The following is a 13,528-nucleotide window of genomic DNA, read 5'->3' as shown; positions in this document are numbered from 1 at the left end:
AATTCAATCAGTGGTGTGCTCAGGATGGATTGCTGCCATCAGTGTGTTATTAATGGCACTGGCCGATAGGCCGAGCGGCAGCACGATGCCGCGTCCGCTGCGGCGAATCCGTTCGGCCGGCGCGCCGATATCGAATGCCGCTGCGGGCAGGCCAGCGCGCCAGATCTCACCCAGGCTCAGACACCAGGTTTCCGGGCAGATCGAGGGCACGAAGCCGAGCCGGGCATTCTGTTTCGATATGAGATCGACAGCTTCGGCGGGATCGAAACGACCGGTCACGAACACCCGCCCGCTCGCCATCATCCTGGCGTCGTCGATGGTGTGGCCGACCACGGTGAACTGCAGATCCAGATCGCGTCGCGCGGCGTCCCGCGCACAGGCCAGCAGGACGTCATAGCCCTTGTGCACGCCGATCCCGCCCACGACGCACACCACCGGCCGAGCCGTCCGATGGATGACGTCTGATGCGGCTGCCGGAGCAATCGTTACGGTGTCGTCTTGGTGCCCGACGACGGTCGTTCGCAGCCCGTCGAAGTGCCGCCGCATCCGGATGGCGGCGTCCTCCGAGGGCACCACGACCTGCCGCGCTGCCGACAGGAACCCGGCCGAGCGGCGGCGCAGCGCCGCGACGGTGATCTCCTCCTGCAAGAAATGGCCGTGGTCGGCGATGCAGGTTTCGCAGTCCGGCAGCGCCGGCTCGCCGCAATAGCGGTCGTGCTTGCCGACCAGCGCCAGCCGCGGGCAGAACCAGGCATAATCATGGATGTGGACGTTATACGGCAGTCGCAGACTCGTCACGAGACGGTAAATATCCGGCGGGTAGCCGGCCAGGTGATGCGCCTCGATCAGTTCCGGCCTGGCGGCGCGCAACAGGCGCAGCAGGGCCGGCAGTTCGCGCACCGGGTAGATCAGGTTGCGGACATCGTCGGTCGCGCCATCGCACAGCCGGATTGCCGGGTCGCCGCGCGCGGTGCGAGCCGGCCGCAGCACGATGGCTCTGCGGCCGGCTGATTGGTGCAGCCTGATCGCATGGGCCAACCGCTGCTCCACCCCGCCGCCGTCGTCGTGGGTGATCAGGATGGCCGATCGCGGCCTGCCACGGCCGGCCTCGCGCCACCGCAGCAGGTCGATCTGCCGGCGCGCCTCGGCTAACGGGTCGGCGGCGGCGAAGCGCCGGGTCAGTGCCTGGTAGCCGGGATGCAACTGCTCGACGATGCCGAGGTTGCGGGCCCGCAGCGGCGCCGCCTCGGCCGAGGAGTTGCCCAGGCGGCCGACGAACAGGCCGGTCACCGCCACGTTGCGCCAGCCCAGGCGCCGCGCGCGCAGGCAGAAATCCTGCTGTTCGCCGGGGCCCTGGGCGAACAGGTCGACGCGAAACGCGCCGACCGCGTTCAGGCAGTCGCGCCGCAGATACAGGCAGAACCCGAAGCCCACCGGGATGTCCACCACGCCGGTGCGGTTGGCGCGGTGCGCCGCCCGGTCCAGCCGGGCCGCGGCGAGCCGGTCCGGTGGGTGGCTGGCGCCGGCGGGATCGGGGTCGCTCAACCAGCCGGCCTGGTCCGTCAGCGGCGTGACGGTGCCGATGTTGCGGCTGAGATAGGCCGCCGCGCGCAGACGTTGCAGCCAGTTCGGCGGCACCAGCGCAGCGCCGCCCAGCAACACTACATCTCGCCCCTTGGCCGCCCGGATGCCGGCGTTGGCGGCCGCCGGCGAGCCTAGCGCCGGCTGTCGCAGCACGCCGATCTCGCGGCCCCGCGCCAGGCTGTCGAGTGCCGCGATCACGCCTGGGTCGGAGCATCCGTCGTCCACCACCAGGACGCGGGCATCGGCGGGCCGGGTTGCCAGCACGGCGTCCAGGCAAGCCAGCGCCCCGGCGTCACCGTCGCGCACCGTCAGCACCACGGTGACGCCGCGTTTGCGGTGGACGGCGCCGACTGCCCTGGTCGGCACCGGCGCATCCGCGCGCAGCACGGCGCTCGTGCTGGGCGTGCACTGCGCCATACCGACGCCGGGCGCGCACCGCGCCATATCGACGCCGGGCGGGCGCCGCGCCACACCGATGCCGCCCTCCTGCCGCTTCGGCGATAGCTTGCCCGCACCATACGCCCGGCCAAGCCGCAACGCGGCGGCCAGATGGGTCGCCGCCTTGGCGAATGGATCGAGCGGACTGCCCGGCAAGTCGCGGCCGTCGGCGCCGACGATATGCAGCGGGCCTTGCCGGGCTTGCAGCGCCGTCCGGGTCAGCTCGAACCAGCGCGGCCGAGCTAGCGGGCCGGCATCGGCGAAATCCTCGCCGGCGAATCCCCCGTGGGCGGAACCCCCGTAGGCGGAACCCCAGTGGGCGGAACCGTCTGGGGCGGACCCGTCTGGGGCGGACCCGTCTGGGGCGGACCCGTCTGGGGCGGACCCGTCTGGGACGAAACCCTTTGGGACGAAACCCTTTGGGACGAAACCCTCTGGGGCGGAACCCTTTGGGGCGGAACCCTCGTGGCTGGCGACGAAGCGGTGCAGCCGGCGCCCGGAGGCGTCGAGCAGGGTTAGCGCCGGCGCGGTATCGGGATCGGCGGGATGCCATGCCCAGCCGCGAATGCCGCCGTCGTGAACCGCCACGCAGCCGGCCAGGCGGCGGATGGCGTTAACCCGGATCGGGCTGCCGAGCAGCGGCCGGTCGCCGACCCGCACCTCGATCAGCCGCGCGCGTTGCCAGTTTGCCGGCAAGCTTGGCGCCGGCAACGGCGCGGCCCGCACCACGGTCTCGTCCAAGGTCACCCGAACGCCGCCCGCCCGCGACCCGCGGCCGGCCGTTGGGTGGATTTCCAGCCTGCCGTCGGGCCGCAGGGCACACCATCCAGCGCATCCCGGCCGTTGCCCGATCGCCTGCGCCAGGGCCTGCGCGTCGGCGGCGAAGGCAAAACGGGACAGCACGACGCCAAGCGGTTCGGCGGCGTTGTCCGGCCCCGCCAGCCGTAACCGAGCGGCGGCCAGGCCGAGCCAGGCCTGCCTGATGTCGTGGCGCTCGGCGAGATCGCCGAACAGTCCGGCGGCGCGCGCCGGATCTTGCGCCAGGCAGGCACTGGCCAGCGCCAGCGCGGCGCTGGGATCGTGCGGCACCAGCCGGTGAGCCCGCTCCAGCCAGCGCAGGCCGTCGCTCCGGGTGGCGGCGGACGACCCGGCGCCAACCGCCTCGAGGCCGCGCGTGATGGCGGCGCGAGCGAGCCTGGCGACCGCTGGCTCCTCCCCGCCACCGCCTTGCGGCATGGCTCAGTCGCCGGCCGCGCGGACGGATTTGTCGTCCGCCGTCGGTGATGGTTCCTGGCCAGCGGAGGGTGGCAGCGCCGCGAGGTCCGCCTTGGCGTCCTGCAATCCTTGGGCGACCGCGCGTTCGGTCCAGCGCCGGGCTTCCTCGACGTTCTGTTCGCCGGCCAGGTTGCGGGCCAGGTAGCGGCCCAGCATCATCTGCGCATAGGGGTGGCCGCGTTCGGCGGCGGCGCGGAACCAGCGCTGCGCGGCGAGGCGGTCCCACGCCACGTCGTGGCCGCCGCCGAGCATGGCGCCGACCGCGAACATCGCCCCGACATGGCCCTGGCCGGCGGCTTTCTCGAACAACGCCAGCGCGGCGGCATGGTCCTTCGATCCGCCGCGCCCGCTCAATAGCATGTCGCCCAGCATCACCTGCGCCTCGATCATGCCGACCTCGGCGGCCTTGGCGATCCAGATGCGGCCTTCGGCGGGATCGGCGTCGACGCCGCGGCCCTCGACCAGCATGCGGCCGTACCAGTACTGCGCATTGACCACGCCGGCGGCGGCGCGGCGCAGCCATTCGGCGGCCTTGCGGTCGTCGCGTTCGACACCGACACCTTCGGCCAGGCAGACGCCGAAATTGAACGCCGCGATCAGGTCGCCCGAGGCGGCGGCCTGCTCGAACCAGGCGCGGGTGCGGATCTGGTCCTGCTGGTCGCCATGACCGCGCAGCAGCAGGTTGCCGAGATCGACGTGGGAGTTGCCGTCGCCGGCATCGGCGGCGACGCGGAACAGCTTGGCGGCCTCGTCCTGGTCGCGCGCGACGCCGGCGCCTGTCAGATGCAGCATGCCCAGCGCGCGGGCCGCGCCGCGGTGATTGGCGTCGGCGGCGCGGCGGAACCACATCGCCGCCTCGGCGTAGTTCGGCGGCAGCGGGCCGCCCTTGGCGTAGATGTCGCCGACCAGGGCTGCGGCTTCCGGATCACCGGCCAGCGCGGCGCGGCGCAGCCAGGATTCGCCCTCCACCAGATTGGCCTCGACGCCCTGGCCCTCCATCAGTGCCAGGCCCCAGCGCGCCTGCGCCCCGCGGTGGCCCTTTTCCGCCGCCTGCTTGTAGCAGGCGGTGGCGGAGGCGCGGTCCTGGGCGACGCCGAGGCCGCGTTCCTGCACCATGCCGTAGAGATAGAGTGCGGTCGCCAGCCCCTTTTCCGCCGCCTGGCTCAGATGCAGCAGCAGTTGGGTCTGGGTTTCCGGATCCTTGGTGTCGCGCGCCAGCACCAGCGCGTAACCAAGCTGGCCTTGCGGACAACCGCCGGCGGCGGACTTCTGGTACCAGCGGTCGCCTTCGTCGATATTGCGCAGGTCCTCGGGCCCGGAGGTCAGGATGAACCCCAGGACCGCCTGGCCTTCGGCCGATCCGGCCTCGGCGGCCCGGCGTGACCACTTGGCGGCGCCCGCGTAGTCCGGTTCCGCCGTCACCTGGCCGCCGAACAGGCCGGCGCCGGCATTGCCTCCGGCGGCACTTCCTCCGGCGGCGAACGCCGGACCCATGCCGTGCAGGCAGAGCGTTGCCAGCAATGCCTGGGCCTCGACATAGCCCTTGATCGCGGCGCGCTCGACCCACCTGACCCCGTCGGTGCGGCTGGGCGGCACACCGACGCCTTCCAGGTAGCAGCGCCCGACGCGGAATTCGGCCTCCGGCACACCGGAACGGGCAGCCTTGGTCAGCAGCACGAAGCCGCGCTTGCCGTCGCCCTGCTCCAGCCGGCGCACGCCCCGCCGCAACGCCGCGGCGGGAGACGTCAGTGCATCAAACAGGGCCATGCGTGCTCGCGTCCGTCAGATCATGCGCCTTAGGGTTCCCGCATCGCCTCGGTGGCCAGCGGTATCATCCGGCCCATCATGTAGTGCAGCACGGTCTGCTTGCCGACCCGAACGTCGGCGGTCACCGGCATGCCCGGCACCAGGTGGAAGTTGGCCGGGATGCCGTGCAACTGGATCTTATCCAGGGTGATCCTGGCGCGGTAGAACACATCCGCGGTCTGCGGCGACACCGGCACCGACCCGGTCGGGTTGCGCTGCTCGTCCTGCGCGGTGAAGCTGTCGGGGCTGATCATGCGCACGATGCCATGCGCCATGCCATACAGCGCGTACTGGAACGTTTCGAACTTGATATCGACCGGGTCGCCGACATGGACGTGGCCGTCGTCCCTGCCGGAGATGTTCGCCTCCACCTCCAGCGGCGCGTTGGTCGGCACCACGGTCATCAGCGGATCGCCCTCTTTCAGCACCGAACCCACCGAGACCTTGCTGACCGACATCACCGTGCCGTCCTGTTCGGCGCGGAACTCGACAAGCTGTTTGCGCAACTGCGCCTTGTTCAGCGACTGGCGGGCGTCCGACAGCTTGGTCAGCGCATCGGTCAGCTTGTCGCCGATATCGCTATGCCAGCTTTCGATGTAGCCGTTGCGTTCGGCGATCATCGCCGCCAGGTCGCGCTGCGCGCCGATCGCGGTTTGCTGCGCGCTGGCCAGGTAGCCGGCCATCTCGGCCCTGGTGTCCATCGCCGAGAGCGTATTGATCTTCGATCCGACGTTGAGGTGTTCGAGCTGCATGCGCATCGCCTCCAGCGTCTTGGCGTATTGCAGCCGGTCGGTGTAGGTCGTGATGTCGGCGCGGGCGCGCACCAGCGTGGCTTGCAGGCTATCGATCTTCTGGCGGTAGTTCTCCAGCTTGAAGTTGAACTCGGACTGGCGCTGGGCGTAGATCGCCGCCTGGAACGCCATGTTGGGATCCATCCCGGTGTACTTGAACGGGTGGTTGTCCATCTCGGCCTGCATGCGCGAGACCTGGGCCTGCAGCGACGACACCTGGGACGCCAGCGCGTCCATGTCGGCCACCGCGAAAGTCGGATCCAGCCGAGCCAGTATCTCGCCGGTGTGCACCACGTCGCCCGGCGCCACATTGATCGAGCGCACGATCGCCGCCTCCAACGGCTGCACCACCGTGGTCGCGGTCTTCGCCACCACCACGCCCTGCGCGGTCACCACGCGGTCGACCTTGATCAGGCCCGAGGCGATCAGCATCACCGCGATCATGCTGGACAGCGTCAGCGCGATGCGGCGCGCGATGCGCGGCATCGGCAGGTTGATGATCGCCGAGGACGGTGACTGGAACTCCAGGATCGCCGGCAGGGTAGGGTCCAGCCGGTCGTCCAGCGTGGTGCTAATCGCCTTGGAGGAGGGTCGGGGCAGGAACTGCATGGCCTGATCCTTCGTTCTGCATGTGGCGATTCTGCTGGTTCCAGAGCGTGCGATAGATCGGACAGCGTTGCAGCAGCATGGCGTGCGGCCCGATATCCATGATCTTGCCGCGCTCCAGCACCATGATCTGATCGCAGTTGACCAGCGAGGACAGCCGGTGCGAGACGATGACCATGGTCCGGCCGCGGGCGATACGCAGCAGGTTGGCGTTGACCAGGGCTTCCGATTCGGGGTCGAGCGCGCTGGTGGCTTCGTCGAGGATGAGCAGGCGGGGATCGGTGATCAGGGCGCGCGCAATGGCCAGGCGCTGGCGCTGGCCGCCCGACAGGTTGGGCGAGCCTTCCTCGATATAGGTCTCGTAGCCGTTCGGCATGCGCTCGATGAATTCCTCGGCGCCGGCGAGGCGGGCGGCTCGGATTGCGTCTTCCAAGGTCAGCCCGGGGCGGCCGGACAGGATGTTGTCGCGGATCGAGCCGCGGAACAGGAAGTTCTCCTGCAGCACCACGCCGAAGCTGGAGCGCAGGTGGCGCAGGTTGATCTCACGCAGGTCGGCGCCGTCGATCTTGATGAAGCCGGAATACTCGCGGTTGATGCCCTGCAGCAGCCGGGTCACGGTGGACTTGCCCGACCCGGAACGTCCGACCAGGCCCAGCATGGTGCCGGCCGGGATCGAGAAGTTGACCCGGTCCAGCGCCGGCAGCTTGGTGCCGGGGTAGGTGAAGGTGAGATCCTCGAAGCTGACCGACCCGGCGAACCTTGGCCTGAGGCCGCCGGACGACGCATCCATCTCCAGCGGCCGGTTCAGCACCTCGCCGGCCTGGCCCATCGAGCCGGCGACCTCTTCCCATTCCTCGATCAGGCGGGCGAGGCCGACCAGCGGGGCGCTGACGCGCTGCGACAGCATCATGAAGGCGAACATGCTGCCGACCTGGTAGCCGCCCGAGACGTCCTGCAGCGCCAGGTAGGCACCGATCAGGATCACCCCCATCCACATGAAGCGTTCGAACGGCGTGACCAGGGTCTGCGGCCAGTTCGACATGCGGCCCATCTGGTAGCGCCACTTGCCGACCTCGGCGACCTTTTCATCCCACAGCGACTTGCGCTGCGGCTCCAGCGCCAGCGACTTGACCGTCTTGATGCCGAAGATGGTCTCACCCAGGGCGGCGTTCTTCAGCGTCTCGGCGGTGATCACCTTGGCGAAGATGGCGCGTATCGGGCGCAGGTAGGCCAGGATGATCAGCATGATCGAGGTGGCGCACACCAGCACGATCCAGGCCAGTGCCGCATTCAGGTAGAACAGGAACGGCAGCAGCACCAGCAGGGTGATCAGGTCCAGCAGGGTCGCCATCAGCTTGCCGGTGATGAACTGGCGAACGGTGTTGACCTGGGTCACCCGATACATCGTTTCGCCGGCCGGATGGCGCTCGAAATAATCCAGCGGCAGGCGGATCAGCCGGTTGAACACCTGGAGATTCAATTTCGCGTCGACCCGGACGCCGACCACCAGGATGATCAGCCGCCGCGCGTAGCCCAGCAGGGTCTCGTAGAACACCGCGACGGCGAGGATGACCGAGATCAGGAACAGCGTCGAATAGCTGTGGTGGCTGAGCACCCGGTCGGTCACCTGCATGACCATCAGCGGCGGGAAGATGGTCAGGAAGCTGATCGCCACCGAGGCGATCAGCAGGTCGCGCAGGTGCTTGCCTTCTTTCATGACCACGCTGACCAGCCAGCGCAGGGTGAACGGCGGATCGGCCTCGGCCTGCGAGCGTTCGGCGCGCAGCAGGATGGCCTCGCCGCTCCAGACCTCGGCCAGGCGCAGCTCGTCCACCGGCACCGGCGGATCGGCTTCCGGGGCGCGCGGATCGCGGATCAGCACGATCTTGTTTTCCGGGTTCGCCCCGGTCAGCAGGCCGGCCGATCCGTCGTTGAACAGCAGCACCACCGGACCGGCGCCGGACACGGTGAACAGATGGCGCCAGCGCAGCCGCAGCGCGCGCGACCACATGCCGGCGTTCTGCGCCCAGGACGACAGCGCCGCGGCGCTGGGCACCGTCTCGCCGGCGCCGGGGCGGAATTCGCCGGGATCGAGTTCGAGGCCGTAGTAGCGCGCCGCCATCATGATCGCCAACAGCCGCGGAAGGATCGGGCCGCGATTGGCGGCGCCGGCGCCCGATCCGGCGGACCCGGCCGCGCCGCCGCCGCCGCTGGATTGCGCAACGGTCGCCGGCGCACGATGGTCCCCGAACGGTCCGGGTATTTGTCCGTCTGATATATCCACGAGCAAACCCTTATAGCGGCGGATCAGACAACGGCATAACACCGGTGTCCGCGGGTGTTATGGCGGTGTCTTGCCAAGTTTCTAGCACGGACGCGAGTTATCCTCTGGATTCCCGGGCTGGGACGAGAGTCACTCTATCGGTTGCATCACTCAAGCGACCGTCTACTGGCAGTTGCTCGATCACGTTTTCGAGTAGGCCGGATCAGGTCGGCGACGCAACCTGAAAATCGCCGGATCGGATCAAATACTAATTTCGTAACTGAACTTGAATCTTGTCCGCATTGATTTGCCGCCGGTTATTGGACTGGCGGTCGGCAGCATCCGGCCGGTCCAGCCGCCGACGCGGCAAACGCTCAGAAACCTTGGCTGGTGCGCGGCTTGCTGATCGTCAACGCCGGCGCGCCGGGTTAGTGTGGGCGCCGACCGGCGCTGCACGCCGACGAAAAGGGAGCCGACCGGGATGGATATCAGAAACGCCACCGAAGCCGATGTGCCGGAGATCCAGTCGATCTACGCCCACCATGTGCTGCACGGCACCGGCACGTTCGAGGAGCAGCCGCCGCCGGTGGAAGAGATGCTGGCGCGGTTCCACAAGGTGGTAGATGACGGCTACGTCTGGCTGGTGGCGGCCGACGCCAGCGGCGTGCTGGGGTTCGGCTACTACATGCCGTTCCGCGACCGCTCGGCGTATCGCTTCACCGTCGAGGACAGTATCTACGTGCGCGAGGACGTCCGCGGCCAGGGCGTCGGCAAGGCGCTGGTGTCACGCCTGATCGAACTGGCCACCGCGGCCGGATTGCGGCAGATGATCGCGGTCATCGGCGATTCGGAAAACGTCGGATCGATCGGGGTGCATGCCAGCCTGGGGTTCCACATGATCGGCACGATGAAGGCGACCGGCATCAAATTCGGCCGCTGGGTCGACGTGGTCAGCATGCAGCGCGCGCTGGGCAGGGGCGACAGCAACATCCCCACCTGATGCGGATCGACCGCCACCTGCTGACGATGGCGGCGTATGGGTTCGTTTCCGGCCTGCCGCTGCCGCTGTCGGGGTTCACCTTGCGGCTGTGGCTGGCCGACAGCGGCGCGGCGCTGGCGCTGGTCGGGGCCACCGCCTGGATCGGGCTGGCGTATTCGCTGAAATTCCTGTGGGCCCCGCTGCTCGACCAGCAACCGCCGCTGCGCCCGCTGCGCCGCTTTGGCCGCCGCCGCGGCTGGCTGCTGCTGGTGCAGCCGGCGCTCGGGCTGGCCGCCGTGCTGCTGGCGGCGTCCGATCCGCGGGCCGCGCCGCTGGCCGCGTTCGCCGCCGCCGGCGCGGTCGCGCTGCTGTCCGCCACCCAGGACATCGCGATCGACGCCTGGCGGATCGAGATCTTTCCGCGACGCCGCCAGGGCGTGGCGCTGGCGGCCTATGTCTGGGGCTACCGGGTCGCGCTGCTGGTGTCGATGTCGGCGGTGGTTGCCGCATCGGCTGCGATCGGATGGCACAGAGCGCTGCTGGGGGTGGCGCTGCTGATCGCCGCCGGCGCTTTGGTGACGCTGGCGGCGGCGCGCGAGGACGGCCCGGCCGATGCTGCCGCGGCGGTGCCCGCTGCGGCGCCCGGCCTGCGGCACGCGATGATCGATCCGATCCGCAGCTTCCTGGCGCGGCCGTCGGCTTGGCTGGTGCTGGCGTTCGTCGCGCTGTTCAAGCTGGGCGAGGCAATGGCCGGTATAATGACGGCACCGTTCTATCGCCATCTGAGGTTCGACACCGCGGCGATCGCGGCGACCGGACCGTTCTCGCTGGCCGCCACACTCGCCGGGATCACCCTTGGCGGCTGGCTGGTGGTTCGGATCGGGGTCGGGCGGGCGCTGCTGTGGGCCGGGTCGGCGCAGACCGTGGCGATGGCGATGTATGTGCTGTTGTCGATCACACCCGGTCAGCACGCGGTGCTGTATACCACGGTCAGCACCGAGGCGTTTGCCCAGGGGCTGGCCGATGCGGCGTTCCTGACCTTCCTGTCGGCGCTGTGCGCACGCGAGTTCGCCGCCACGCAATACGCGCTGCTGTCGTCGGTGCCGCAGTTGGCGATCCATACCGTTGGCGGGCTGTCGGGGGTGATGGCGGCAGCGCTGGGCTGGACGTTGTTCTATACCGTCTGCATGGCTGGCGCGCTGCCTGGCATGGGATTGATGGTGATGCTGCTGCGCCGGCGGGACCAGCCGATTGCGAGTTAGGTCGGACGGCGGTGGTGGGGTCAGCTGGGCGTCGCCGGGCTAGCTTGCCGGTTGGCCGCTATGTCATGCCCATTGGTGTCATGCGCAGTGGTGTCGTGTTCGACCGGCTGATGTCGGTTGCCGCGTGCCGCGGTCGGGTCAGACCGCGACCGGCAGGGGTTTCGGTTGGGCAGCCACAGTGCGGGCCGTCAGCGTGTCCTTGACGCGGTGCAGCAACTCGGAATGATCCGATTCAGAGACCTTATCGCTTCGCATCACCAGTTGCACCAGGGGATCCTGCAGCAGGCCCGCCAATGTCAGTGTGCTGCTCGTTAACGCGCACATCACGGTCACCATTTCCATTTTGCACAAAACCACTGTAGCGGCTGTTGGGTCACATTGTGGAAATGAATTGTGTCCAAGTGTTGTCGGCGCTTGGGCAAATTTCCGTGATAGTGCGGTCTTGGCGCTGTCTCGGCTTGACCGATCGGGCAAGCAGCTTCGTTTGCGGGCCGGTGCGGCGTCGGCGTGGCTGCGTCGCGGCCGACGCCGCATCCCGTGGCTTGCATCGCGGCCGACGCCATCACCCCCTTGGCTGCAATGCGGCCGACGCCGCACCACCGTGGCTGAAATGCGGCTGGGCCACGGCCGCCGTATCACCGCCGCCGCATCATCGCCGCCTCAGCCCAGGAACCCGGTCACCGCATCCGCCGATCCGCCGCTCAACCGCATCGCGGCAACAAACCCATCCACCTCACGCATGAAGGCATCCCGGTTGCAGGCAATCCATCGGCGATAGTCGGCCTGCTGTTCCGACGCCTGCAGAAACGCCGCATCCGAACGCAGCAACTGGTCGATCAGGCGCAGCGCCTGGGCATCGAAGTCGGCCGCCGCCTCGTCCAGGCGGAACCGTTCCGGGATCGGCAGATCGGTGGCGAACCCAGCCGCGCCGCGACGGCCGGTCACCACCACCGCGCCGCACAACGCGGCCTCGCGCGGGATGCGGTCGCGCCCCGGATGCGGACCGAAATCGACATAGACCCGCACCTGACGCAGCAACTCGGCCAGCGTTTCCTTGTCCAGCCCCTCCAACGGCAGCCAGGTGCGTCCGCCACAAGCTGCCATCAGCCGCTGCGTGGTCTCGGGCGCCTTCCTCGGATTGAACGCCACCGCCGCCAGCCGCCCCGCCGCCGGCCCGGTTCGGAACACGTCCTCGGTCAGGAAGTCGGTCAGCATCAGGCCGCCCGCCACCCCGTTGCGCAGCAGGAAATCGCGCGCGTAATCCGACTGGCACAGGTGCACGATGTCGGCCTCGGGCCGCAGCACGGAAGGCCCCGGATTGAGGTGTTGCCACTTGAAGTAATTGTCGACGCTGAGCCACCAGATCGCGCGGCGCGCGTTGGTGAACCGCCAGGCCAGGCTGGTCGCGACCTCCGGGATCACCACCAAACAGGCCGCGTCGTCCTCGACGCCGGAACTGACCGCCGCGCCGTAGTGCCGATAGGGCGCCGGCACGTCATGCACTGGCCCGTCATGCACTGGCCCATCATGCACCGGCCCGTCATGCACTGGCCCATCATGCACCGGCCCGTCATGCACCGGTCGGGGGGGATAGTACACCATCGCCGCCGCAACCCGGCGCGTCCGCAGCGCGCCGCAAAGCTGGTGCAGCGCCTCGGGGCCGCCGCTGACCGCGCCGCGCGGACACAGGATGAAGACCTTGCGGAGCCCGGTCATGCCGCGCTCACCCGCCGATCCGATCCGGCGGCGTCGATCACCGCCGCCCGCTCCGCCTTGGGCCGGGTCAGCATCGCCGCGTCGTTTGCCGCCACCCGAGCGTCGGCGCGCACCCGCACCGCGCGCAGATCGGTCAGCCCGACGCGGAGGCGATGGCAGGTGGCGACGAATGCCAGGAACGTCTCGGCATGCATCCCGCCCATCTCCTGGCAGGCCTCGGCAAACAGCCGGAACCGCGTGGCATAGATGCGTGCCGCCCGCACGGTGCAGAACGCAAACCGGTCGTTCAGGCCGCCCCAGCTTTGCCATCGGGGCACGATCAGGTCGGCCCGCCCGTCCAGCAGCGGCTTCAGGTCGCGGGCCGGATCGAGCCGGTCCAGATACAGCAGATCGGGACGCAGCAGCAGCACCAGATCGTCCTCGCCGAGGCCCGCCAGATCGAGCAGCGACCAGAGCCGCTGCAGGCTGCGCAACTGGTGGCAGAGATTGGCCGTGCTGCGATACTGATCCGCGAACGCGTCGGGAAACCGCTTGGCGACCGCTAGTTCGGCGTCGATGGTGCTGTCCGATTGCGGTTCCACCCAGCAAAGGTCCAGCCCCAGCAGCGCGCTCTCCGCCCGATCGGGCGCAACGTCGCACTCGCCCGACCTGGGATTGTTCAGCCGTTCCGGCAGATTGAAGTGGCCGACCAGCGGGGTCGTGAAAGTTGCCCGGCGCAACGGGTCGACGAAGCCGGCGCGGATCGAGTCCGCGGTGTGGCGCAGCGAACGGGTGATGCCGAAGAAGCCGATCAGACAACGCATGAGGG

9 protein-coding genes are annotated in these 13,528 nt (G+C 69.0%); 2 read left to right on the top strand and 7 right to left on the bottom strand.

The window, feature by feature from the left end:
• Positions 1–3: 3 nt before the first annotated feature.
• Genes ACQY4T_RS05005 through ACQY4T_RS04990 form a run of 4 tightly spaced genes read right to left on the bottom strand, consistent with a single transcriptional unit; the run spans position 4 to position 8,649 of the window.
• On the bottom strand, positions 4–3,258 hold the full coding sequence (locus ACQY4T_RS05005) for a glycosyltransferase (RefSeq protein ID WP_428538527.1): 3,255 nt from the start codon (positions 3,256–3,258) through the stop codon (positions 4–6).
• 3 nt (positions 3,259–3,261) lie between these two features.
• Positions 3,262–5,064, bottom strand: coding sequence for a tetratricopeptide repeat protein (locus ACQY4T_RS05000; RefSeq protein WP_428538525.1), 1,803 nt, complete (start codon positions 5,062–5,064; stop codon positions 3,262–3,264).
• Between the two features lie 29 nt (positions 5,065–5,093).
• A complete protein-coding gene (locus ACQY4T_RS04995) occupies positions 5,094–6,503 on the bottom strand; it encodes an HlyD family type I secretion periplasmic adaptor subunit (protein ID WP_428538523.1) in 1,410 nt (469 codons plus the stop codon).
• Positions 6,466–8,649, bottom strand: a complete 2,184-nt coding sequence (locus ACQY4T_RS04990; RefSeq protein WP_428542723.1) for a peptidase domain-containing ABC transporter — start codon at positions 8,647–8,649, stop codon at positions 6,466–6,468. The genes ACQY4T_RS04995 and ACQY4T_RS04990 overlap by 38 nt, the downstream gene beginning before the upstream one ends.
• Before the next feature lie 595 nt (positions 8,650–9,244).
• Between ACQY4T_RS04990 and ACQY4T_RS04985 the strand changes: the two genes are divergently transcribed.
• Together ACQY4T_RS04985 and ACQY4T_RS04980 are read left to right on the top strand one after the other, a co-directional pair.
• On the top strand, positions 9,245–9,763 hold the full coding sequence (locus ACQY4T_RS04985) for an N-acetyltransferase family protein (RefSeq protein ID WP_428538520.1): 519 nt from the start codon (positions 9,245–9,247) through the stop codon (positions 9,761–9,763).
• Positions 9,763–11,004, top strand: coding sequence for an AmpG family muropeptide MFS transporter (locus ACQY4T_RS04980; protein WP_428538517.1), 1,242 nt, complete (start codon positions 9,763–9,765; stop codon positions 11,002–11,004). The genes ACQY4T_RS04985 and ACQY4T_RS04980 overlap by 1 nt, the downstream gene beginning before the upstream one ends.
• Before the next feature lie 138 nt (positions 11,005–11,142).
• Here the strand turns inward: ACQY4T_RS04980 and ACQY4T_RS04975 are convergent, their stop codons facing one another.
• The 3 genes from ACQY4T_RS04975 to ACQY4T_RS04965 all read right to left on the bottom strand — a co-directional run bounded on the left by ACQY4T_RS04975 (position 11,143) and on the right by ACQY4T_RS04965 (position 13,523).
• A complete protein-coding gene (locus tag ACQY4T_RS04975; RefSeq protein ID WP_428538514.1) occupies positions 11,143–11,346 on the bottom strand; it encodes a hypothetical protein in 204 nt (67 codons plus the stop codon).
• 318 nt (positions 11,347–11,664) lie between these two features.
• Positions 11,665–12,720, bottom strand: coding sequence for a hypothetical protein (locus ACQY4T_RS04970; protein ID WP_428538511.1), 1,056 nt, complete (start codon positions 12,718–12,720; stop codon positions 11,665–11,667).
• Positions 12,717–13,523 (bottom strand): hypothetical protein, encoded by an 807-nt coding sequence (locus tag ACQY4T_RS04965; protein ID WP_428538508.1) that lies wholly within the window; start codon positions 13,521–13,523, stop codon positions 12,717–12,719. Before ACQY4T_RS04965 ends, ACQY4T_RS04970 begins: the two co-directional genes overlap by 4 nt.
• Positions 13,524–13,528 lie beyond the last annotated feature (5 nt).

Origin of the sequence: Rhodopila sp. (assembly GCF_965277825.1) — a bacterium.
GTDB lineage: Bacteria > Pseudomonadota > Alphaproteobacteria > Acetobacterales > Acetobacteraceae > Rhodopila.
Note: the sequence above shows the minus strand (reverse complement) of the source record. Positions and strands in the feature narration are given on the sequence as shown.

Coding starts and splice junctions, on each gene's coding strand:
- ACQY4T_RS04980 (WP_428538517.1), top strand. CDS start 9,763: ATGCGGATCGACCGCCACCTGCTGACGATGGCGGCGTATGGGTTCGTT.
- ACQY4T_RS04985 (WP_428538520.1), top strand. CDS start 9,245: ATGGATATCAGAAACGCCACCGAAGCCGATGTGCCGGAGATCCAGTCG.
- ACQY4T_RS04970 (WP_428538511.1), bottom strand. CDS start 12,720: ATGACCGGGCTCCGCAAGGTCTTCATCCTGTGTCCGCGCGGCGCGGTC.
- ACQY4T_RS04995 (WP_428538523.1), bottom strand. CDS start 6,503: ATGCAGTTCCTGCCCCGACCCTCCTCCAAGGCGATTAGCACCACGCTG.
- ACQY4T_RS05005 (WP_428538527.1), bottom strand. CDS start 3,258: ATGCCGCAAGGCGGTGGCGGGGAGGAGCCAGCGGTCGCCAGGCTCGCT.
- ACQY4T_RS04965 (WP_428538508.1), bottom strand. CDS start 13,523: ATGCGTTGTCTGATCGGCTTCTTCGGCATCACCCGTTCGCTGCGCCAC.
- ACQY4T_RS05000 (WP_428538525.1), bottom strand. CDS start 5,064: ATGGCCCTGTTTGATGCACTGACGTCTCCCGCCGCGGCGTTGCGGCGG.
- ACQY4T_RS04975 (WP_428538514.1), bottom strand. CDS start 11,346: ATGGAAATGGTGACCGTGATGTGCGCGTTAACGAGCAGCACACTGACA.